We start from the raw sequence: 21,969 nt of genomic DNA, 5'->3' as shown, positions 1-21,969 counted from the left end.
TAGATTGGATGAGAATAGAAATGAAAAAAGTTTTAATTATAGAAGATGAAAAAATTATAAGAGAGACGGTAGCGCATTATTTCTCACATGATGGATATGATGTGATAACAGCAGAAGATGGCCAAATTGGATTAGAGTTATTTGCTGCACATGATCATGAGGTCAGTTTAATCATACTAGATATTATGCTTCCAGTAATGGATGGGTGGTCAATTTGTAGACGTATTCGCAAGAGTTCTAACGTTCCCATTATTTTATTAACAGCTCGAAGTGATGAGGATGATACATTACTTGGATTTGAACTAGGGGCAGATGATTATGTAACGAAACCATTTAAACCTGCAATTTTATTGGCGAGAGCAAAGCGTTTGTTCAAAGATACAAATCAAAATTTACAATTTCAGGACTGCATTCATTTATGTGGTATTCGCTTAGATAAATCAGCACGTTCTGTTTCAATAGATGGACAAAAGATAGATTTTACACATACAGAGTATGAAATTTTACAATCTTTAATGGAGCATAAGGAACAAGTATTAACGCGAGAGCAATTAATCACAAATATTTGGGGATATGATTATGACGGAGATGATAAAACTCTAACTGCACATATGCGTAATGTACGTTTGAAACTAGGTGAGAAAGCCAAGCACATTACTACAGTTGTTCGTACGGGATATAAGTTTGAGGTAGAGAAATGATGAGAAAGAAAATTGTATTTCAGTTATTTTCTCTTACCTTTTTACTATGCTGCATGATCATCGCAACTATCTTTTTTGGACAAATGTATGTGATGAAGTATATGTATGTAGATAAGGAAAAAGAAAATGTTCAGAAACAATTAAAACAATATTATACATTTTACGAAGAACATAAACAGGATGAAAATAAACTCCAGAGTAAAGAACTATCATATGCGAATCAGCAAGGTATTATGATTGCTAGGCTTGATGAAGTAGCAAACATTAAGAAATTACCATCAGGAGATTACTATATAAAAGCGACTGATAAAAATAATCCAAGTCGAACATCTAAAGTCGTATTTAATAATTTAATTAACGCAAAGAGAGATATGGATTCTAATTTTAGCATTTTAATTACGAGTTTAATCGATAAGACGACCCAAACAGCTATCATGGATACAGTGAGTAAAGGACCAAATAAGGATATTGTTGTTCCTACAACACTAAGGATAAAAGGATACGATGGAAACTTTGTAGCTCCTACATATCATCAGACAATGAAATACATGATGTCAGGCGCTAAAAATGGAATTAAAATTTTTTCAAAAGAAGAAAGTGATAAATATTATTACTTAGAAGGACTTGTAACAGAAATTAGCTTCCCGAATTATAGCAACCCAGAAATTGATAACACGTTGTACAGTAATGAAGTATTTGCAAATCGTATTTTGCAATTTCAGTCGGATTGGATTAGCGATAAAGTAAAATTACGCGGAGAAGAATGGGTGCAGAATGAAATTAGTATAGATGGAATCAAGTATCTAGAAACGATAAAACCACTCATGAAAGATGGTCAAGTAAAGGAATTTATTTATACGCTATCTTCGTTACAACCAATTACAAAAGCAACAGATGTAATGAGTGATTATTACATATATATTATAGTATTTGTGCTGGTTCTATCGCTTATTGTATGTTTTTATTACTCGAGAATTATCACTAAGCCATTATTAAAGGTTAATGAAGCAACGAAAAAAATAATGGAATTCCAGTTTCAAGACAAGCTTTCTATCAAGTCGAAAAATGAAATTGGAGAGCTTTCCTCTAACATTAATCAGCTCTCAGAAAGAATGGAAGGGTATATCAATCAGTTAAAAAAGGACTTAGAGAAAGAAAAGAAACTAGAACAGACAAGAAAAGATTTCATTGCAGGTGTTTCACATGAATTAAAAACCCCCCTCAGTGTGATGCAAATATCTGCTTCCATGCTGCAAGATGGTATTGCACCTGAAATGAATCAATACTATTGGGACGCATTAGAAAAAGAAATAGAGAAAATGAATGTACTAATTGATGAAATGTTAAACTTAGCTAAATATGAATCAGGAACATATCAAATACAGATGGAGCAAGTTAATATAGTTGACTTAATTCAAAAGGCAGAACAAGATTTACAAGTTCAAATTGATGAAAAATCCCTACAAATCAAATTAAATATAGATGATGTGTGTGTCAAGGGGAAAACGAATTTATTGGAACAGGTTATAACAAACTTGTTTACAAATGCGATTCGTTATACAGATGCAAAACAAATCATTGTGATTGATGTAAAAGAGAAACAACACGACGTATATATAGGGTTTGAAAATAAAGGTTCACATATAGCAGAAGAAAATATAGATAAAATATGGGATCAGTTCTATAGGGGCGATAAATCAAGAAAACGAGTATGTGGTGGAACGGGTCTTGGGCTGTCCATTGTAAAAAATATATTTGATTTACATGATGCGAAATACGGTGTGACCAACACTGAAGACGGTGTATTATTCTACTTCCGTTTAGAAAAGTGGGATGGAAAACAGTAATATAAAACGGTTGTAGTAAACAGTAAAGGTGCAAAGTCTAATCTAAGGCTTTGCGCCTTTTTTGTTTACTGATTGTTATTGCATAAACAAAGGAATAAAGAGGGAGGTATATATGTGGTATTTTAGATATTTTAACAAACCTGATTTTTAATTCTTACTATAACCTTTTAGCATATTCTTTGAATATCGATTTGGATATAAAGCGTTTAACGTTTCATATGGACTCCCATTCCAATATTTTCTCAAAGGTGTCCATAATTTATGTTTTACCAACCATCTTTGCGTATACATATATAATAACTGTTGTTCTGTTAGCTTTTCTTTTTCTTCAATAGTCCACCTCAATGCTTCTAGTGCTCGTTTCCTGTTCCAAAATCCAGTGGGGGTAAATTTAAAAATGGTGAAGTTACTCCTAATGCAACAATGACCTTATTTAAAGATATATTTTCCTGTTTATGTTTTGTATAAGGTGAAATTTTAACACGATTACCTGTATTCCATAATCTTTTAGCCAATATTTATATTGTTTATATACGTAATTTCTTTAAATAAGTAATTTAAGTTAATTAAATCTAATTAAATTTTATTTACTTAAATTTAATTAGGTGTTAATGTATATTTAATTATAATAAATTTTATTTAATTTTTTAATGATTCTACCCTAATAAAAATATTTAACATTTATAACAATAGTGAAAAAGCTATAAAGTTTCATGATTGTCCATTGTTATTTTTATAAATGAGTAAGGGTTTATTGTAATTAAATGACTAAGAAAGTTTAGGAAGGCGAATGAGATGAATAAAATTTATAACGAGAAGACACACACAACGATTGAACAATTGTTTAACAAAGTTTCAGCCGAAGAGCCTGGATGTGCATATATTGCGAGTTTTGATAATGGAGTAACGTATAAAGGATCAGTTGGCTTAGCTTCGATAGAAGAAAGTCTAGCTATAACGACAAAAACAATTTTTAATATTGCTTCAATTACGAAACAATTCACAGCATTTTCTATTTTACTCTTAGAACAAGAGGGGAAATTGAGTTTAGATGATTCAATTATAAAGTTTGTTCCTTCCATAGGGACATATGCTGAACCTGTAACGTTGCGACATCTAATTCACCACACTGGTGGACTAGTTGATTATCAGGAATTAGCTGAAGTCGCGAATATTAAAGATACTGATAAATTGACCCCAGAAGAATCACTAGAACACCTTAATAAGCACCAGAGTGCAAGGTTTTCAGTAGGAACTAAATTTGAGTATAGCAATACAGGATATTTTCTATTATCGCAAGTAATAGAAAAGGTGAGTGGTAAGTCTCTACGTGAATTTATGAAGGAGCGTATTTTTAATCCTTTAAATATGAAAGATACAACAATTGTGGATCACTATCCAACTTCTATATCAATCGCTAGGGGATACTTGAAGAATGAACAAGGCGCATATGAAATATATGAAAGCCCTTGGGAACATACAGGGGATGGGGCAGGCCATACAACTGTTGAAGATTTAGTAATATGGGGGAAGAATTTAACCTCGGGTACTGTTGGTGGAAAAGATTTAATGAAAAGGATGAGTGAAATTGGTCCGAAAGTTTCCTCAACTGGAGAGACAATCATTGATAATGAGGATTATGCTTTTGGACTGGAGATTGCAGCTGGCTATAATTGCCGATACTTGGAACATTCAGGGAGATGGGCTGGTTATAGTTCACAATTTATACGTTTCCCACAAGATGGATTATCTATTGTAGTATTAAGTAACTATGAGGATTTTGAGCCTGATAATTATGCTTATGAAATAGCAGAAATTGTTTTAGGCAGAGAAAAAAATAATAAGAATTAGATTTTTGATTTCTCTCAGACAATGGTTGAACAAGAATTGATTTCTTAATTTGAAAAAAGCATGGCGATTCAATGTCTTGCTTTTTTAATTACTGCCGTTTATCTGTTCTATATTCACAAGGCCAACTCGGCTTTGAAAGTATAGGGAAAAGGAGGGAATTTATATTGAAAATGTCTTTAGGTACAACCAAATACCTGAAAAATTCAGTAAATCAAATAGATTTAGTAGAGAAATTAAGCAGGTTATCGATATTCGAGAGCACTAGCTACTACTTGATTTAGAAGTAGCAATGGATATTGCGAAAAGAAGATTAAATGTTCAACAGATAGTAGAAGTAATACCATTTATACTTATAAGTACAGATTTTATTATCACTATAAATGAGAATAATCACGAAAAAACAAGGACACTATCTTTAAAGAAGAATATATAACGCAATAAGAGATTTTGAGCACTCAATAAACAGTGGATTTTCAGGATTTAAAATGGTGCCAATTAATGTAAATCATTATGTGGGAAAACGGTGCGATTTTGGAATAGCATAGCTAGGAAATAATCAAACTTTTTTGTGAAAGATTGAAGTTCTATATATTATATTACAATTGCCCCTTTATTTTGTCCGGAATATCCTCTTCAGCGATAATATCGTAAGAATACACATACTTTCCTTTTACATGAATTTTTAAGTAAGTTTTTCTTATAAAATCATTAGGTGTGTTCGTTCCAACTTTATATTCTGTTTCATTGCTTAATTTATCAACACCTTTTAGTGAGTACATAGCTCTGCCTTTATGATGATAATCTGGAATGCCATATCCCTTCGCAACGGCGTATACATTTTTTTCTTCAGCAATTGGATTAAATCTGTCCAAATCCCCGCGTAATATGAAAGGTAGTAAGTATATAGGAAGAGCTATTCCTATTATGTAAATTACAAATTTTTTCATAATCGTTTCTCCTCTTGTTAAATTACTTATTTTTAAGTATAGGAAAAGTAACATTTTTTAATGCGTAAATAAGAAGGTTCTAGTGTAAAAACTTCAGAGCAATTGCACCAGAATCACTATTGGATCAGTTTAGATCCATAAGAATTAAAAAAAGATATCCTGGAGTGGAAAGTAAAAAATGAAATTGCGAAAGGTGAATTTCAAATAATGCCAATGTTTTATAAAAACATTGTATACGAAGGGATGTACCATTTATGATTGACGAGAAAACAATACAAATTGTGCAGTCAACGGCTCCAGTATTAAAAGAACACAGTATAGAAAAGGAATTGATTCATTATGAATCGTTTAGCCCCGTTGCAATTTTAGGTGAGTAACTAATATCGGATAGGGTTATAGTTACAATAATGTAAGTAAATGTTTTTTTGCGATACTTCAATAGTGAAGTATCGTTTTTTCTTGTATAACTAAAGCACAGCTATGGAATCTGATGTAATGTTGAAAAATGATCCCAAGTAATGATTTGTCTGTTGTAATACTAAGTAACTATGATGAAATTGAATCTAAAAAGTATGCTAATAAAATAGTAAAAATTTTTTAAAAAAGTAAAAAAAGAGCTTAGATTTGCAATAATAAATGTTTTTTTATTAGATAATTACTTTACCGATAATCGAGATGTTTGCGGATACATTTATTTTTGGGATACATAATTATATTTAGAGAATACCCAGTTACAGTATTTGAATTTTTAATAAGAAGGGATGCGAAGGAATGAACTCACAGAGACAAGGCTATGCAGGCTGGTGGCAAGGCGGACACGGTGGTTGGCCGGGTGGACACGGTGGTTGGCAGGGCGGACACGGTGGTTGGCAAGGCGGACACGGTGGTAGGCAAGGGGGACACGGTGGTTGGCAAGGTGGACACGGTGGTTGGCCGGGCGGACATAGTGGTTGGCAAGGTGGACACGGTGGTTGGCAAAGCGGGCATGGATATTAAAACGAGGCTATAAAATCATTTTTTTATGCAAAGTTTGTATATTTTCATTTTTATTAGGTTATATGTTTTTTAGCACTCTTTTAAAAAGAGTGCTTTTTTTTAATTTCCTTTGATTTAATTAACGAAAAAAATATCTTGTACTCCTTTTATAACTTTTTTTAATAGAAATTTTCTATAAAACAATGGGCTTGCTTTCCAAACAAATCGTTATTTGTAACACTGCTATCAAAGGAAAGTGCTCGTGACATCTCGTTAATATTGAAAAACAGTAATAACCTATCGCGTTAATTTTTTGAAAATTTAGGTTTAATATCTTTAAAATAGGTGTATTACATATTACATAACAACTAAATAAAAAAATAAAAAATCTAAAGGAGGAAAAATACCATGCATAAGAATGAAAGAAAACCGGTTGTTCATGAATATCAAAATGAACAGGAAGTAGTTATGAAAGTAAAAGAGCTAGAATTGCAAGGGATTCACCAAGATGACATTTATGTCTTAACACATGAAAAACATCTAACAAAAAAGATTGCGGATGATACAAACACAAATACGATCGGAGTAAAAGAACAAGGATTGGGCACAAGTATTATCAACTTTTTCTCCAAAAAAGGGGACGAACTCCGAAATCAAATGGAGGAAATGGGGTTGTCGAAGGAGGAAGCTAATTTATATGAAGAAAAATTAGATCAAGGGAGAATTTTACTTCTAGTAACAGCTGAAACACCAACGGCGAGTGATAGGCAGCCACAAAACTATCATTCTCTCTAATAGATTGCAACATCTGATAAATAGTTCAGGTAATTATTTTAGGTCGTAGCATGGAAGAAAATAAAAGTAGAGAAGGGTGAGAAAAATGAAACATACAATATTTAAATATGCTGTGATTGGGATTACGACCGGAATCATGGTCTCCTTATTAAAAAAAGAAAATCGGAAAGCTATACAAACGAAAGGAAAAAACGTAAAAGAAAAACTACAAGAAGGGAACATAAAGGAAACATTAGAGAAGGTAACTGAGACAAGTAAACAATTCTCTGTAACGGCAGCTAATGTTGCAAAACAAACATTACCACAACTGCTTACAGCCACACCAGTTGTCATTTCTACCATTAAAGATTTAACAGAAAACGAAAATAACAAAAAGAAAAAAGATGAAAAGGATTACGAAATAAATGAAAATAGTAAGGACTTAGACGGGGAGAAAACGAAAAATGAAAAGAAATATATGAAAGAAGGGAAAGAAGAGAGTGCTTAGATTTAATTCTAAAAAGAGAAAGTGAGGAAAAAAGTATGAAATCTCTGTATGCAATTGATGTAGGAATTGGCTTTACTAAGCGGGCATATCGACAGGATGTAGATTCTGAGGTGACGATTAAGAGTGAAGCTTCCACACTAGCCCCTGTACCTAATCATGCTGAAAGTGAAGATTTAACAAAGGTAAGTTTTATAGACTTAGACTTTGCATACTACATGGGAAATGAAGCGCATCAATCTGACGCTTCATTTCTTCCTCCATTTGACGAAGAAATAGAAAATTATTATGAAAGCGAACAGTTTAAACAACAAATATTTGGTTGCATTGCAAAGGATTATAAAGAAAATGTCGTGTTACCTTTAGTTGTTACCGGGCTTCCCGTTACTTATTTTGGTAGTCAACATGAGCAATTACAACGTGCACTAAAAAAAGAAACTTCCGTACAAATTGATGGGAAATTTATAAATATTACGGTTGAAAATGCTTTGATTCTTCAGCAACCAGTCGCTTTACATGCCTATTTCTTAAAAGAGGGAATTATTCGGGAACGAGATCGTATCTTAATTATTGATGGTGGATTTCGTACATTAGAAATGACAGATATGAAACAGAATGTCATTTTAAATCATTATGAGACGGAACTAGGATGTAGCAAGCCTTTGAAAAATATTAAGAATATCGTGCAGAATCATGCAGGGGAAAGTGATCACTTGCATATTAACGACATGCCAAACATATTAGAAAAAGGATATGGGGATCGAGAAGAAAATCCTCAGACAAGTCAGGTTCATACTTTGATTCAAAAAGAGTTGGATACACACTTCCAAGACGTAATACGTGTATTACAAGAACAATTTAAGTTAGACCAGTATGACACTATTATTTGGACAGGAGGAATAGTAGATCTCCACAAAAAACGAATTGAAAAAATGCAAGATGAAATTTCTTCTTTCCGTATAGTAGACGCTTCGAAAGAGGCTGCACTTCATGGATACTACATGATTGGAAGTCAAGTATTTGACGACATCACCAATCAATCTGCATATGAATCTAAATTATAATAACGACCGGAATGTAGTTCGTTGAATAGACGCGCCAAAGTATGTGGCTTCTTTTCCACATATCAATAAGAAAAGATAAAAAGTACTTGTATAGAGGAAATGTTTAAAATTGAGAATACAAATAACTAATATATAGGGGGTCTTCCTTGTAACAGAAGAAGACCTCCTATATATTAGTTTGTAATTTAGAGGATCTAAAAACTTTTCCTCCAAGACATGAATACCTACATATAAATTTCATATTACGGATATTATTTGATCAAACATAAAACTATTCAGAAAGGAAGAATAATATGGAATGCATAAAAATGCCGAAATGGGATTGGTATCATGTGAAAACTAGTGAACTTGAAAAACTTTCTTCTATAATCCCTCGTGATGTAACATCTTATTTCTCTCAATTTGTAAAAAAAATAAGTTCTCCTTGTGAAAATGGATTATATGTTTATACGTTATCACCAAGTCAAACTTGTGTATATGGTTCGTTTTTATATGATCAAGATAAAAAGGACGCCAAAATCCAAAACTTTCTTCATTATTTCGTAGCTCATGGAATACTGATAACGGTCCAGGAAAAAGAGGAAGAGGATTTCCAAAAATTAATACATAATTTCCCTATGAGTATAAAAAATTGTAATAGTTCCGCTGAAGGAGTATGTGCGATCTTATCAATATTTATATCTCACTATTTACGAAAGGTTGACTACTTTGAAAACAATTTCAGAAATGTGTTATGGGATTTTTATCATCATAATAACATAGCAGTTTTAGAAAGAATTTACCATATTCGTCATGAATTATTTATGAACACACATGTGTTTCGCTTAATACAAGAAGTATTACAAGGCTTGGAGGAAGCTTGGTTAGAAAACTTAACAAACACCCTTTGCTATAAACAAACACACGTAAAATTAGAGCGTGGATTACAACTCGTTAAAGAATACCAAGAAGAATTAGACACGATGATTCATTTACAAGAAGTTGTTTCTTCTCATCGTGGGAATGAAATTATGAAAGCTCTTACTGTATTAACTGCTGTAAGTACGCCTTTGACGGCTTTAGGAGCATTGTGGGGGATGAATTTTAAATATATGCCTGAACTGGAATGGAAATATAGCTATTTAATCGCTCTCTTATTTATTATTTTTACAACAGGGGGTATGTATTTGTATATGCGAGTCAAAGGATGGACAGGTGATTTATTACGAGTAAAGAAAAAGAAGTCTTTTTTTAAATCTAATTAATCCTGTTTATAAAAAATATGATAGATATATGGTTAGTAATCTTTGTTTAAAAACTATAGCATATACATGGGGACAGACTCATCATCTGAAATTTGTTCGAATCCAATTTAGAATATGGAAAAAGAGAACTTGCGATTAAAAACAAGCTCTCTTTAAAAGAAATAACGTAATTGAGATACTTATATATTAGCAATTGTTTTCTTCTAATTCCATATGTCTTATGTTGAGAAATAAATTATAAGTGGCTTGATCAAGCTAAAATGAATGATTGACATAATATTTTGACGATAATATAATAAATCTCGGATTCAAGATAATTTGTAAAGGATTGGTAATTGCGAGCGTGATTAACGATGAGAGCTTATCTTTAAAGTTATTTGTTATATTATCAAGGGAATTACAGCCAATCACTAAATGTATTGAAAAGGATCTAAAAATTTATGGACTTAATGTAACTGAATTTGCAGTGCTTGAGCTACTATACAGTAAAGCTGATCAGCCTATAAAAAAATTGGGGACAAAATATTACTTGCAAGTTTTTGTATCACGTATGCATCAATTATTTCAGAAAGTATTGAATTGGTGACACTAATTTTTCCTCAGCATAAAGAGGGGATTCGGCAAATATTTGGTAGTTTGGACTATATTGAGAAAAAATGATAAGTAAACAGTTGAAAAAGTTAGGATATTACGCACAGAAAGTGTAAGTTTTTAGATGTTATTTCTGTTTAGTAATATCCTAATTAAATATAAATTAAATAAATAGGAGGGAAAATTAATAAATAGTAGTAAATGTATTGTAGTACAAAATAAAGAAATTATGTAATTGCAATTGATATAGTAGGAAAGATAGTTGTTATGCATAACGCATACATATTGTCCTTTTCATTATAAATCTTTCATAAAGCGGAGAGTGGGAGTGGGTATCAAGAATGGAATTACGTCATTTAGAGTACTTTATTCAAGTTTGTAATAATAATAGTTTTACTAAAGCTGCGGAAGTTCTAGGTATTTCACAGCCGACTTTAAGTCAACAAATCCGTGTGTTAGAAGGTGAACTTGATACACCTTTGTTTCATCGAGTTGGAAGAGGTATCAAAATGACAGAAGCGGGTAAGCTGCTATTTGATAAAGGAAAATTTATCATGCAACAATTTGATGACGTTTATAATGAAATTTTTGAATTAAAGGGTGTAAAAAGAGGTGTAATTACTATAGGAGGTTTATTAGAGGACCTTACTTATTTAACACCTTATATTATGAAGTTTCAACAACATTATCCCAACATCGTTGTAAAAATTATAGAATCCGAAGTTGCTGTAAATCAAATCGTTGATAAAAATATTGATATAGGCATCACGCGTAGTGCTCAAATTCCAGACACATTAACAAGTACCCTTTTGTATAGCGAAGAGCTTGTCCTTGTCATTCCAAAAAATCATCCTTTGAATGAAACATCATTTGTTTCTTTTAGAGAATTAGTAGGACTGAGTGGAATAATGGTTTCATGTAGTTGTCGTGAATCTATTAAAATATATTGTGAGAGTTTAGGGTTATCTTTATCTGAAGCAAATATAGTAACAAAATCTTCTATTTCTCTATTGAGCCTTGTATACAATGGTCATGGGGTTGCCATAATACCTCTTTCACTGGTTGATTTTGTTAATAATGATACTTTGAGCATAGTTCGTATTATTGATCCAACACCAAGGCAAGATATTAATCTTATTCACTTTGACGATAAATTTTTAAGTTTTGCAGCACGTATCTTTATGCAGAAGTTAAATAACCCTCAAAAGGTATTAGTATAATAATGATTTTAGTGTAACAATTGAAAAAATCTATACGTCTTGAGATGAGACCTATATTAAAGTCAAAGGGTAGTGGATTTATATGTATGGTGTAGTCGATCAAAAGGGGATACCACTGACTTTTAATTAAGGAAAAAAGGACGGACTTTACAAGAAGAGAAGGCTGTCAAAAACAAGTCAAGTTAATCAATCAACTCTTCGCTCTTATCGTATAGTCCCATTATGGATATACATTGCTATTTTGAATCTACATATCCTTATTGTAGAAAGAAAACCACCGGCATTATACCGGTGGTTTTGACTTAGAAAGCAAAGCAAGTACAACCAATACCCCATTTAGTTCCATCTTTTCCTATTACGGTATGAGTGTGTTGATGGAGAGGGTTACTGCAACTATGTAACTTGTTATCATGAGAATTGTGAGAAAGTATAGTGTGGGCTAGGTTAGCGCCACCATAACCATAAACTCCCGTCGGTGACCAATCAGGTGATGCTGGCGGCAATTCAGGTGATAAATTTTTAAATTCATCATTTCCATAAACAACCTGCCCGCCCATAATTGTGAGTAATGATTCAAGGTTTTTAATTTCTTCTTCTGGCACAGTAAAGTAGTCAGCAGACAATACAGCGATATCAGCAAACTGACCTACTGCAAGGGTACCCTTTTTACCTTCATCACCAGAGAACCACGCACTTCCTTTTGAATATAATTCCAGGGCTACTTTTCTATCAAGTTTATTTTTTTCATCGTATATGGAAAGCCCACCAATGGTTTTTCCGGCAACCATCCAGTAAAGAGCAACCCAAGGGTTATAGCTGGAAACCCTAGTTGCATCACTACCGGCGCCAACAGGTATACCTAGGTCTAACATCCGATAAATCGGAGGAGTACGCTTTGCAGCTTCCTTTCCGTATAAATCAACAAAGTATTCACCTTGAAAAGCCATGCGGTCTTGGATGGCAATACCGCCATTTAAAGCCTTAACACGTTCCATACTACGATCTGAGATTGTTTCTGCATGGTCAAACCACCATCGTAGACCATTAAAAGGAATTTCTTTGTTGACTTCCTCAAATACATTTAAGAAACGTGTTATTGATTCGTCATAAGTTGCATGTAAACGGAATGGCCAACGGTTTTCCACCAATAGAGAAATTACTTTCTTTAAGTCAGCTTCCATCATCGTAGCTAGTTCGGGCCGTGGCATTTGAAATTTTTCAAAATCAGCTGCAGAGAATACTAACATTTCTCCGGCACCATTCATTTTATACTTATCATTTCCTTGACCTGGAGAAACAATTTTTGCCCATGAAGCAAAGTCTTCATATTCATGATTAGGATTTTGTGTAAATAGATTATAAGCAATACGTAAAGTTAATTGTTCCTTCTCGGCTAAATGTTCAACAACTCTGTAGTCGTCAGGGTAATTTTGGAAACCGCCACCTGCGTCAATGGCACTTGTAATACCTAATCTATTTAATTCGCGCATAAAATGGCGAGTTGAGTTAATCTGATCGTCAAAATTAAGTATGGGAGCTTTACCCAAACTTGAATAAAGAATAGAAGCGTTAGGATTCGCAATTAAAAGGCCCGTTGGATTACCTCGTTTATCTCGCTCAATTAAACAACCTGGAGGGTCTGGGGTATCTTTCGTGTATCCCAGTGCACGTAGCCCTGCACGATTTACAAGTGCTCTATCGTAAAGATGTAGCACAAAGACAGGTGTGTCTTCAGAAACAGCATTAATCTCTTCCAAAGTTGGCATCCGTCTCTCTTTAAATTGAAATTCAGACCAACCTCCAACTACTCTTACCCACTGAGGAGCAGGTGTACGCCTTGCCTGTTCTTTGAGCATTTCAAGAGCAATGGCAATTGAAGGCACACCTTCCCACCGTAATTCCATATTATAATGAAGACCGCCACGAATAACGTGTATATGAGAGTCATTCAGGCCTGGAATAGCTCTCTTTCTTTTAAGGTCTATTTTTTTTGTTTTTTCCGTGGCACTATTAAGAAGCTCATCTCCACCTACTGCATTTATTAAACCATCAGTTATGGCGATAGCAGATACCTCAGGTTGAGAGGGATCAAGGGTAGTAATTTTTCCGTTATATAAGATCATATCCGGTACATTCATATTCACACCTCGTCTACTTCCTATTATTTTGTAACCATGGATGAAATAATTTACCGAAAATCGGCATAACTACCCATGATAGCAAGGACACTATACATACAGAAACAAAAAAAGCCGACATAATAGGATTCATATGTTTTATAATAGGTCCTATCAATTTAGGAACTAACATGCTAAGAGGCCATACACCCAGAAGGGTAACGATAGACATTTTCCATTTTGGCGGTGGAACTGGTGTTTTCGGAGTAACAAACCAATAAGCCAAACTGCTTTCAGTTTTGTAAGTTGGATTAGTAACTTGAAATTGTTCTGCCGTTTTTAACAAATCTCGGCGAACATCTGATTGTTGCCAAGCACGTAGATGCTCATACGTATCAAAGCGAAAAATAACAGTATACTCTCTGGATTCGTTACTTGGGACTATTAGGTTTACGCCTAAATGCCCTGGGAATTTAGTAGCGGCAGCTTCGATTTCATGTCTCCATGTTTCAAACTGTTTTTCTTTCCCTTGTTGAATTTCCCATGTAACAATCGTTGTTACTGGATCAGTAGCATCCATTGTGTTCTCTGTATGAGTCTCTTCGACAGTTACGCCTTCTTGTTTCATATTTTTCTGCTTGGAAGCGCGCCATGCACCATAGTATATGCGTATTCTACACCTTGACCATAAGCACCAGTGTGTTCCTTTACAATCTCCATTACAGCATCATAAGTGTCTTTGTGTGCCCAGTCACGTTGGTATTCAAGTAAAACTTGAATGGCTGTCACTGGAATTGCACCAGCTTGTTCTACACGACGCATAGCAGCGTTATGTGCTGTCAAACTAGTACCACCTGAAGCATCATCAACTGCATATACCTCATAGCCAGCTTTAATTGCTTCAAGCACAGGGAATGCAAGGCAAACTTCAGTCCAAAGTGCTGCAAATATTAATTTCTTTCTACCGGTTGCTTTAACTGCCTCAACAAATTTCGGATCTTCCCAAGAGTTCATTGAACTACGTTCTATAATTTCATGGTTTGGGAATATATCAAGAATTTGTGGCCAAAAATAACCAGAAAAGCTACGTGTTTCAACTGTAGTAAGAATAGTAGGTACGTTAAAAGTTTTTGCTGATTTAGCAAGTAGCATAACGTTATTAATCAATGTTTGTCTATCAATACTTGCAACTCCAAAAGTCATTTGAGGTTGAAAATCAATCAAAATTAAGGCACTGTTCTCCGGATTTAACAATTCTAAATTACTCATAATAAAACGCTCCTTTTTCAATTGTTTATTGAAAGTAATGTATCTTCTGTCAATTGAAGCTCTACTATACTTTTTAATTTAAATTTAGTGCTGATTTAATCAGCACTAAATTTATACTATCTACTTTAAAAAAGGTGATTTAAAGCTATTTCCTTGAGATACATTTATGCATTTTGTTTACTAAGATCTCGCTGAGCTCCTCTATAGCTTCCAATTATATTTTGATAGCCTGGAAGATTGCTAGCAAGCAAATTGCCAAAACCTTCGACATCGTTGCGCCAATCGCGTTGTAATTCGCAAGCTACGCTAAACCAGTTCATAAGTTGCACACCACTATGTGCCATACGTGTATTGGCAGCATCTGCAACTTGTTTACTGAAAGTTCCTGAAGCATCAGTAACCGCAAATACTTCATATCCAGCTTTTATAGCGGAAAGTGCCGGGAAAGCAACACAAACGTCCGTAACTACGCCTGCGATGATAAGTTGTTTTTTTCCAGTTTCTTCGATTGCTTTTACAAAATCATCATTATCCCATGCGTTAATTTGTCCAGGTCGAGCTATTTTTGGTGCATGAGGAAAGAGATCAACCAATTCTTGCATTAAAGGTCCATTAGGCCCGTTTTCAAAACTTGTTGTTAAAATAACTGGTAAATCAAAAAACTTAGCAGTATGAGCAAGAGCTAAAACATTGTTCTTGAATTCATCAACACCATAGTCACGTACTAGTCCGGACATAAGACCAGTTTGATGATCTACTAAAAGCACGATAGCATCATCTTTGTTAATACGAGAATAGAGATCAGTCATTATGTATTCCTCCTAAAAATTAAGTAATCGAAGAAAGTTTAAATAGTCGAATACTATCATAAATTTCTTCGTTTATAACTAAGCTCACCAATAATATTGGTTATAGCAGCATTCACGGAACATGAAGCACTATACAAATTTATAGTATTTGAAAACTGATTCATTAATCAATTCCGAATTATCTATAATTTGTATAGGTCGTAACTATAGTTGTTTTTACTGTAAAATAGATTGATTTTATCTATACATTCTATAGATAGAATGATATTGATAGTCACCTATTTTTGTTATTAGAATTGAACAGGAGGAGTGTTCAGCAAATACTTCGTGATGAAAAAGGTAGGAGATGGGGAATCGTCCATAAACAGAAAATGAATTCATCGGAACAATAGAGTTCACACTATAAATAAGCATAAATAGGTTATGAGATTTATCCGGATTATTGAAGAGAAGGGTACATATTAAAGGAGGTAGGACAATGGCAAAAATTACTGTAGGAACCGAAAACCAAGCACCAATTGAGATATATTATGAGGATTATGGTATAGGAAAACCAGTTGTACTTATTCATGGTTGGCCGTTAAGTGGTCGATCTTGGGAATACCAAGTTCCCGCTCTTGTTGAGGCTGGATACAGAGTGATAACATATGATCGTCGAGGTTTTGGACAATCATCTCAGCCGTGGGAAGGGTATGAATATGATACCTTTACTTCTGATTTACATCAATTATTAGAACATTTAGAGCTTCAAAATGTCACACTTGTTGGTTTTTCTATGGGTGGAGGCGAAGTAGCCCGGTATATTAGTACGTATGGAACAGATCGTATTGAAAAGGCTGTTTTTGCTGGGGCAGTTCCTCCATATTTATACAAATCAGAGGATCATCCTGAAGGGGCGTTAGATGATGCAACAATTGAAGCATTCAAAAGTGGTGTGATAAATGACCGCCTTGCATTTCTTGATGAATTTACTAAGGGATTTTTCGCGGCTGGTAATCGAACAGATTTAGTTAGTGAGCCATTCCGTTTATATAATTGGGATATTGCAGCCGGTGCATCACCTAAAGGAACGCTTGATTGTATTACCGCCTTTAGTAAGACAGATTTTAGAAAAGACTTGGAGAAGTTTAATATACCTACTCTTATTATTCACGGAGACTCTGATGCAACTGTACCATTTGAATATAGTGGGAAATTAACACATGAAGCAATTCCTAATTCTAAAGTATCGTTAATAAAGGGTGGTCCACATGGGCTAAATGCAACGCATGCTAAAGAATTTAATGAAGCACTCCTATTATTTTTAAAGGACTGATTACAACTATATAATTGTTAATTGATAAATTATAAACAAGTAAAAATAAAGCTTTATAAAAGATGCTCTTGGATAAATCCAGGAGCATCTTTTTGAATGCGGCGTAGTGCACCACTGTAACCAATTTAAAGAATTGAAATCTTCCATAACGAAATTTTGATTCATTTTTAAATGGTGATATTGAGTTAGGTTTATAAATATCCATTAGTTTTGGATTGAATATGCTTCTTAACAGCTAACATGTATGGATTAGAGTTTTTTAGTCTCTTAGAAGTATTGTTATATTACTATCAAGATAATATTTTGAATAATTCTCAAAACAAAGAAATGCACATTTTCTTATTTTGGGTAGTGAATTTTCTTAAGTTGAGTGGGGCCTTTATATCCTAATCCAAAAGTGTAGACTACCACCTACGAATAATCATCTCCTCTTAAAATTGTTGTTTTACATCTTCAAATTTTTGAAGAAGAAGTGTTTTGTTGGAAAATGATAAAATCTTATTAATTTTTATAATTAGTAGAATTTTTATAGAAATAATCCTCTTAATATATTAAAATAACATTGTATTATGTAAGATTTTAATTAGGGGAGAGAAATTTTATGTTGAAAAAAATCATTCCAGTTGCTTTAGCAATAAGTACAGTTACTTTTACTAGTGTATTCGCTGTGCCTTCAGCCCAAGCAAGTACAGAACCAAACCGCTACATAGATGTACAAATGCTCGGTATTAACGATTTTCATGGGCAACTAGACACAGTAAAAAAAATTAACAATAAAGATGCAGGGGGAATCGAGTACTTAGGGGCTTATTTACGTGATCGTGAAAAACAAAATCCGAATACATTAAAAGTACATGCTGGCGATGTTGTTGGAGCAAGTACTCCTGTTTCAGCATTATTACAAGACGAACCTACCATTGAATTTCTAAATGATTTGAAATTCGATGTTGGAACGATAGGAAATCATGAATTTGATGAAGGTGTTGAGGAAATGAACCGCCTTATTTATGGTGGATACCATGAGAAAACAGGAAAATTTAAAGGTGCAAAATTCCCATATGTTGCCGCAAATTTCTATAATAAATCCACTGGTCGTTTATTTTTACCACCATTCACTATAAAAAAGGTACAAGGAGTTCCTGTTGGATTTATCGGAGTCGTAACAACGGATGTGCCTAACCTTGTTATGCCTACTATGCTAAAGAATGTAGAAATTACAGATGAAGTTGAAGCTATTAACAAATCCGTAAAGCAATTAAAAAAACTAGGCGTTAAATCTATCGTTGTTCTTGCGCATAACGGAGGTACAACAGATGGGAACGGCGTAACAAATGGTGATATCGTCCGATTAGCAAATCAGACTGATCCAGAAGTCGATGTTATTTTTGGTGGGCATAGCCACACGTATGTAAATGGAACTGTTAATAATAAACTTGTCGTACAAGCAAATTCTTACGGTATGGCTTTTGCTGATGTTGATGTAAAGATTGATCGTAAAACACAAGATATTGTTGAGAAAAAAGCAGAAATTGTTACAACTTACCATGAAGGCATAGAGCCTGATAAAAAAATAAAGAAGAAGATGGAGAAATATCAAGCAAAAATCGCACCTCTTGTTAATGAAGTTGTAGGTAAGTCTATTGCTCCGCTAGATCGCAAACTAAATACGGCTGGTGAATCTACTCTTGGAAATTTAGTTGCTGATGCCCAGCGTGCAACAATGCAATCTCAAATTGCACTTATGAATCCTGGTGGTATTCGTAATGACTTAGATGCTGGTGATATTACATGGGGAGAGATATATGGTATTCAACCATTCGGAAATCAATTAATAAAAGTAAATTTAACGGGTCAAGATATTCGTGATATTTTAAATCAACAATGGCAAAAAGACATAACAAGAATGCTTCAAATTTCAGGGATCCAATACACTTGGGATGCAAACAAACCTAATGGAGAAAAAGTAACAAGTGTGCGCCTAACAAATGGAGAAGAAATTATTCCTTCTAAAACTTACAGCGTCGTTGCGAACGCATTTCTAGCTTCAGGTGGAGATGGATTTGTATCCTTTAAAAACGGGAAAGATGCTGAAACAGGACCAACTGATTTTGAAGCATTAGTAGATTATATAAAAAAATCAAAAGAACCAATTCAGTCTGTTATTGATGGAAGAATTCAAAAAATAAATTAGTTTTTTATTAATCTCAAAAACAAATAGATTACCTGTACGCTATACTTTTTCGTGTGCAGGTAATCTATTTTTTGTGGGTTTGAAATAAATCTTACCGTGGTCAATGGATATACCGTCTAGATGCAGAGTGTAGAAAAAAAGTGAAGTAAACAAAAGTTGATATCCTGAACGTACAGGGAGTCTTTGTTTGAAAAAACGGGACATAGCAAACATAAAACAGGCTTAACAATGGATGAAAGAAAATGCGCATTGGGCAGGGTACATCATTCGTTATTCAAAGGGAAATATAACTGGTTATGTGTATGAGCCTTGGCATATTCACGCTATATAGGAGAGGTTGCTGAAAAAATATATAAGGAAAAACTAACTTTAGAGGAATATATGGGATAAGCAAGCCACAGTGAATTGAGAATCTGTATTTTTGTTTAGAGAATAGTATTTTATAAAATAGTAGAGTACTTTACTTTAATAGATTCAAAAACTACCTATCTAAAAATTTGATAGGTAGTTTTTTTACTTTTGGGCACAAAGTGAAATCATTTTATTATGTTCACACATATAGAAAATGTAATTACCCTAAACACCAATCATTGCCCCTCATTATTAGCGATAGGATAGCTGCTTAAGGACAAAAAAGAATTGGCTAACTTTTGTGCAAAATGTAATGGGGGCTCTATCGACTGGATATGAATATACATAATTAAGGGATTCATGTACAGCCAGTGATTATGTAAAGCACTTACAATAATTCCTTGTTGTACAATTGATTTCATAAATGCAGGAATCTCTTCTTGTAGAATAGCAATTTCGCCTAAATTTAATGCATTACCATTTTGATCCAACGATTCAAAACTTACTCCGACGGGTACTACATAGGTACTTTGTTTTCCTTGTACAAGTACTCTAAAATCGCGGTGAAAAGACACCGAACAACCACCTTGACTTATTTTACTTTTCCCTTTAAGTATTGTAGCAAATTGTTCGCAAATGAAATTAAAGTTGTGCATAAATTCAATTCCTTTCTCGTACAAAATTATGTAATTAGAGATTCGATTAGAGAAAATTGTTGTCTTTTTTTAAAATTCAAAAAAAGGCTATAATTTTAATGTATCCGATGTATTCAATTTATGATTCATGATAGTCTGTTCGAGATATTGTTATAAAAAAGCACTGCTAAATAGTACTATTTTTCGAAATAAGTCTTTCTTATATAGGTATCTTGCTACTATGAAAATATCTATTTACATACAAGCCTTTTTGAATACCAAAGAATGGTCCCTAAAATACCGTGCTTATTCACGAAGAATGAAGTTGTTTCTCCTTTTATCTATTTACATTTTTAAGTACTGAAAAAGTTCTCAAGAATAGAGGGAAGATTTTTATAATTTTTCTTGAATGTAATAACGGTTATTTTAACCAAAATTTTCATAGAAATACCTTTAAAAAGAACGTAGGTTCGTATATAATAAGAACAAACGTTCTTTGTTAGGAGTGATAACCTTGTATGATTATTCTCTTTTACCGAATCGTATTATTCTTTGTGTAGATCTTCGTAGCTTTTATGCAAGCGTGTCATGTATTAAAAAAGGACTTGATCCACGATATACAAAATTGGCTGTTGTAGGAGATGTAAACAGGAGTGGGTCCATTGTATTAGCGGCAACACCGCCACTTAAAGTGTTAGGAGTTAAGAAAATGGCAAGGTTGTACGAAATACCGAAGCGGCCAGATATTATTATTGTGAATCCAATTATGCATACGTATATGAAATGTTCGACTTACATAACCAGTTTAGCTTTACAGTATGTTGCGCCGGAAGATTTTCATCAATATAGTATCGATGAGTTTTTCATGGATATGACCGCGAGTATTCATTTGTTTGCGAGTAATCCGCGTGAGTTTGCATTAAAGTTTAAAAGAGAAATATATGAACGTACACGGATTGAAAGTACGATTGGTATTGGTCCAAATTTATTATTGAGTAAGGTAGCTATGAGACTACAAAAAATTACTTTGTACATAAATAAAAAACGTATATTAGCACTATTTATCTATTAATATGGAATGTACATTATATATGTACATTCTTTTTTTTAGATCCCGCCAACCAAATGAAATAAAACCTACGTTAAGATATTTTTCAGAATATCAAATTTTTTTGTACGTTAAGGATATACTCTTGTTCTAATTTCACTCTAAAATACGTGTAAAAAAGTGAAATAATACATTTAATCCCTTCAATACTATCGTATATTATTTTATAGATATACAATGAAATTCTTAAAAGAATTTATATAACATAAAAAAACGATTTTTCATCTAAAGAATCGTTTTTTTATGAATAAGTATTTATATTCCTGCAAACTTCTTGTGAATTTAGTTAAGTTCTGTAGTAAGTATACTTACTATTTAATTCTCTAGATATCTGTATAAGGTAGATTTACTAATTCCCGTTTCATCTTTTATTTGAGCCAGACTGTACTTACCACTTTGATACATAATAATAGCACGCTTTACATTCTCATCGGGTTTTCTAGGACGCCCTGCTG

At 33.4% G+C, this 21,969-nt stretch carries 19 protein-coding genes and 5 pseudogenes; 15 read left to right on the top strand and 9 right to left on the bottom strand.

All coding sequences use genetic code 11. The annotated features are described in order from the left end of the window. Positions 1–20: 20 nt before the first annotated feature. Together MR079_RS07635 and MR079_RS07630 are read left to right on the top strand one after the other, a co-directional pair. The gene (locus MR079_RS07635) at positions 21–701 is read left to right on the top strand and encodes a response regulator transcription factor (RefSeq protein ID WP_011040476.1); all 681 of its coding nucleotides are present in this window, start codon (positions 21–23) and stop codon (positions 699–701) included. Then, positions 701–2,548, top strand: a complete 1,848-nt coding sequence (locus tag MR079_RS07630; protein WP_001227604.1) for a HAMP domain-containing sensor histidine kinase — start codon at positions 701–703, stop codon at positions 2,546–2,548. The genes MR079_RS07635 and MR079_RS07630 overlap by 1 nt, the downstream gene beginning before the upstream one ends. Before the next feature lie 147 nt (positions 2,549–2,695). Here MR079_RS07630 and MR079_RS07625 read toward each other — a convergent pair. Next, positions 2,696–2,944 (bottom strand): annotated as a pseudogene (locus tag MR079_RS07625) (DUF4046 domain-containing protein); the annotation flags it as partial. Between the two features lie 399 nt (positions 2,945–3,343). Between MR079_RS07625 and MR079_RS07620 the strand changes: the two are divergent. Continuing rightward, complete coding sequence (locus MR079_RS07620) at positions 3,344–4,399, top strand: serine hydrolase domain-containing protein (protein ID WP_001034047.1); 1,056 nt, start codon at positions 3,344–3,346, stop codon at positions 4,397–4,399. Between the two features lie 596 nt (positions 4,400–4,995). Here the strand turns inward: MR079_RS07620 and MR079_RS07615 are convergent. Further along, complete coding sequence (locus MR079_RS07615) at positions 4,996–5,346, bottom strand: YxeA family protein (RefSeq protein ID WP_000714897.1); 351 nt, start codon at positions 5,344–5,346, stop codon at positions 4,996–4,998. Positions 5,347–5,600: 254 nt separating this feature from the next. On the opposite strand from MR079_RS07615, the gene MR079_RS07610 reads away from it, so the two are divergent. Both MR079_RS07610 and MR079_RS07605 read left to right on the top strand, forming a co-directional pair. Then, positions 5,601–5,723: a flavoprotein gene (locus MR079_RS07610; RefSeq protein WP_000564623.1), complete on the top strand. Its 123-nt coding sequence runs from the start codon at positions 5,601–5,603 to the stop codon at positions 5,721–5,723. A gap of 394 nt (positions 5,724–6,117) precedes the next feature. Next, positions 6,118–6,342, top strand: a complete 225-nt coding sequence (locus MR079_RS07605) for a hypothetical protein (protein ID WP_242293792.1) — start codon at positions 6,118–6,120, stop codon at positions 6,340–6,342. Positions 6,343–6,456: 114 nt separating this feature from the next. Here the strand turns inward: MR079_RS07605 and MR079_RS07600 are convergent. Then, a pseudogene (locus MR079_RS07600) lies at positions 6,457–6,611 on the bottom strand (acyl dehydratase). A 118-nt stretch (positions 6,612–6,729) separates the two neighbouring features. Here MR079_RS07600 and MR079_RS07595 point away from each other — a divergent pair. The 6 genes and pseudogenes from MR079_RS07595 to MR079_RS07570 all read left to right on the top strand — a co-directional run bounded on the left by MR079_RS07595 (position 6,730) and on the right by MR079_RS07570 (position 11,719). Next, positions 6,730–7,116: a YflT domain-containing protein gene (locus MR079_RS07595; protein ID WP_098225008.1), complete on the top strand. Its 387-nt coding sequence runs from the start codon at positions 6,730–6,732 to the stop codon at positions 7,114–7,116. A gap of 85 nt (positions 7,117–7,201) precedes the next feature. Further along, positions 7,202–7,603 (top strand): hypothetical protein, encoded by a 402-nt coding sequence (locus MR079_RS07590; RefSeq protein ID WP_000683206.1) that lies wholly within the window; start codon positions 7,202–7,204, stop codon positions 7,601–7,603. Positions 7,604–7,638: 35 nt separating this feature from the next. Continuing rightward, positions 7,639–8,664 carry a ParM/StbA family protein gene (locus MR079_RS07585; RefSeq protein WP_242293791.1) on the top strand — a complete coding sequence of 342 codons (1,026 nt, stop codon included), beginning with the start codon at positions 7,639–7,641 and terminating at the stop codon, positions 8,662–8,664. A 293-nt stretch (positions 8,665–8,957) separates the two neighbouring features. Then, positions 8,958–9,908, top strand: coding sequence for a magnesium transporter CorA family protein (locus MR079_RS07580; RefSeq protein WP_000388884.1), 951 nt, complete (start codon positions 8,958–8,960; stop codon positions 9,906–9,908). Between the two features lie 343 nt (positions 9,909–10,251). Further along, positions 10,252–10,615, top strand: a pseudogene (locus tag MR079_RS29215) (MarR family transcriptional regulator). Between the two features lie 225 nt (positions 10,616–10,840). Continuing rightward, the gene (locus MR079_RS07570) at positions 10,841–11,719 is read left to right on the top strand and encodes a LysR family transcriptional regulator (protein ID WP_242293790.1); all 879 of its coding nucleotides are present in this window, start codon (positions 10,841–10,843) and stop codon (positions 11,717–11,719) included. 302 nt (positions 11,720–12,021) lie between these two features. Here the strand turns inward: MR079_RS07570 and MR079_RS07565 are convergent, their stop codons facing one another. The 4 genes from MR079_RS07565 to ycaC form a co-directional block, all read right to left on the bottom strand. Continuing rightward, positions 12,022–13,857 (bottom strand): amidohydrolase, encoded by a 1,836-nt coding sequence (locus tag MR079_RS07565; protein ID WP_242293789.1) that lies wholly within the window; start codon positions 13,855–13,857, stop codon positions 12,022–12,024. 13 nt (positions 13,858–13,870) lie between these two features. Beyond that, the gene (locus MR079_RS07560) at positions 13,871–14,464 is read right to left on the bottom strand and encodes an antibiotic biosynthesis monooxygenase (RefSeq protein ID WP_000806865.1); all 594 of its coding nucleotides are present in this window, start codon (positions 14,462–14,464) and stop codon (positions 13,871–13,873) included. Continuing rightward, positions 14,461–15,105: a hydrolase gene (locus MR079_RS07555; RefSeq protein WP_000067162.1), complete on the bottom strand. Its 645-nt coding sequence runs from the start codon at positions 15,103–15,105 to the stop codon at positions 14,461–14,463. The genes MR079_RS07560 and MR079_RS07555 overlap by 4 nt, the downstream gene beginning before the upstream one ends. Positions 15,106–15,269: 164 nt before the next feature. Beyond that, positions 15,270–15,914 carry an isochorismate family cysteine hydrolase YcaC gene (gene ycaC / locus MR079_RS07550; RefSeq protein WP_242293788.1) on the bottom strand — a complete coding sequence of 215 codons (645 nt, stop codon included), beginning with the start codon at positions 15,912–15,914 and terminating at the stop codon, positions 15,270–15,272. A 478-nt stretch (positions 15,915–16,392) separates the two neighbouring features. Between ycaC and MR079_RS07545 the strand changes: the two genes are divergently transcribed. The 3 genes and pseudogenes from MR079_RS07545 to MR079_RS07535 all read left to right on the top strand — a co-directional run. Continuing rightward, complete coding sequence (locus tag MR079_RS07545) at positions 16,393–17,229, top strand: bromoperoxidase (RefSeq protein WP_242293787.1); 837 nt, start codon at positions 16,393–16,395, stop codon at positions 17,227–17,229. Between the two features lie 601 nt (positions 17,230–17,830). Next, positions 17,831–19,420 carry a bifunctional metallophosphatase/5'-nucleotidase gene (locus tag MR079_RS07540; RefSeq protein WP_000913757.1) on the top strand — a complete coding sequence of 530 codons (1,590 nt, stop codon included), beginning with the start codon at positions 17,831–17,833 and terminating at the stop codon, positions 19,418–19,420. A 226-nt stretch (positions 19,421–19,646) separates the two neighbouring features. Beyond that, a pseudogene (locus tag MR079_RS07535) lies at positions 19,647–19,810 on the top strand (D-alanyl-D-alanine carboxypeptidase family protein); the annotation flags it as partial. 197 nt (positions 19,811–20,007) lie between these two features. Here MR079_RS07535 and MR079_RS07530 read toward each other — a convergent pair. Next, entirely contained in the window at positions 20,008–20,427 is a 420-nt protein-coding gene (locus MR079_RS07530; protein ID WP_000551409.1) for a DUF1259 domain-containing protein, read from the bottom strand. A gap of 493 nt (positions 20,428–20,920) precedes the next feature. Here MR079_RS07530 and MR079_RS07525 point away from each other — a divergent pair. Then, positions 20,921–21,424: pseudogene (locus tag MR079_RS07525) on the top strand (Y-family DNA polymerase); the annotation flags it as partial. Positions 21,425–21,829: 405 nt separating this feature from the next. Here the strand turns inward: MR079_RS07525 and MR079_RS07520 are convergent. After that, a partial coding sequence (locus MR079_RS07520; RefSeq protein ID WP_242293815.1) for a helix-turn-helix domain-containing protein occupies positions 21,830–21,969 on the bottom strand: 140 nt, incomplete at its 5' end.

It is taken from the genome of Bacillus cereus group sp. BfR-BA-01381 (assembly GCF_022663555.1).
GTDB classification, from domain to species: Bacteria; Bacillota; Bacilli; order Bacillales; family Bacillaceae_G; genus Bacillus_A; species Bacillus_A pacificus.
Note: the sequence above shows the minus strand (reverse complement) of the source record. Positions and strands in the feature narration are given on the sequence as shown.

Excerpts from the sequence above, each read along its gene's own strand:
- MR079_RS07635 (WP_011040476.1), top strand. The coding sequence starts at position 21 with ATGAAAAAAGTTTTAATTATAGAAGATGAAAAAATTATAAGAGAGACG.
- MR079_RS07630 (WP_001227604.1), top strand. The coding sequence starts at position 701 with ATGAGAAAGAAAATTGTATTTCAGTTATTTTCTCTTACCTTTTTACTA.
- MR079_RS07620 (WP_001034047.1), top strand. The coding sequence starts at position 3,344 with ATGAATAAAATTTATAACGAGAAGACACACACAACGATTGAACAATTG.
- MR079_RS07615 (WP_000714897.1), bottom strand. The coding sequence starts at position 5,346 with ATGAAAAAATTTGTAATTTACATAATAGGAATAGCTCTTCCTATATAC.
- MR079_RS07610 (WP_000564623.1), top strand. The coding sequence starts at position 5,601 with ATGATTGACGAGAAAACAATACAAATTGTGCAGTCAACGGCTCCAGTA.
- MR079_RS07605 (WP_242293792.1), top strand. The coding sequence starts at position 6,118 with ATGAACTCACAGAGACAAGGCTATGCAGGCTGGTGGCAAGGCGGACAC.
- MR079_RS07595 (WP_098225008.1), top strand. The coding sequence starts at position 6,730 with ATGCATAAGAATGAAAGAAAACCGGTTGTTCATGAATATCAAAATGAA.
- MR079_RS07590 (WP_000683206.1), top strand. The coding sequence starts at position 7,202 with ATGAAACATACAATATTTAAATATGCTGTGATTGGGATTACGACCGGA.
- MR079_RS07585 (WP_242293791.1), top strand. The coding sequence starts at position 7,639 with ATGAAATCTCTGTATGCAATTGATGTAGGAATTGGCTTTACTAAGCGG.
- MR079_RS07580 (WP_000388884.1), top strand. The coding sequence starts at position 8,958 with ATGGAATGCATAAAAATGCCGAAATGGGATTGGTATCATGTGAAAACT.
- MR079_RS07570 (WP_242293790.1), top strand. The coding sequence starts at position 10,841 with ATGGAATTACGTCATTTAGAGTACTTTATTCAAGTTTGTAATAATAAT.
- MR079_RS07565 (WP_242293789.1), bottom strand. The coding sequence starts at position 13,857 with ATGAATGTACCGGATATGATCTTATATAACGGAAAAATTACTACCCTT.
- MR079_RS07560 (WP_000806865.1), bottom strand. The coding sequence starts at position 14,464 with ATGAAACAAGAAGGCGTAACTGTCGAAGAGACTCATACAGAGAACACA.
- MR079_RS07555 (WP_000067162.1), bottom strand. The coding sequence starts at position 15,105 with ATGAGTAATTTAGAATTGTTAAATCCGGAGAACAGTGCCTTAATTTTG.
- ycaC (WP_242293788.1), bottom strand. The coding sequence starts at position 15,914 with ATGACTGATCTCTATTCTCGTATTAACAAAGATGATGCTATCGTGCTT.
- MR079_RS07545 (WP_242293787.1), top strand. The coding sequence starts at position 16,393 with ATGGCAAAAATTACTGTAGGAACCGAAAACCAAGCACCAATTGAGATA.
- MR079_RS07540 (WP_000913757.1), top strand. The coding sequence starts at position 17,831 with ATGTTGAAAAAAATCATTCCAGTTGCTTTAGCAATAAGTACAGTTACT.
- MR079_RS07530 (WP_000551409.1), bottom strand. The coding sequence starts at position 20,427 with ATGCACAACTTTAATTTCATTTGCGAACAATTTGCTACAATACTTAAA.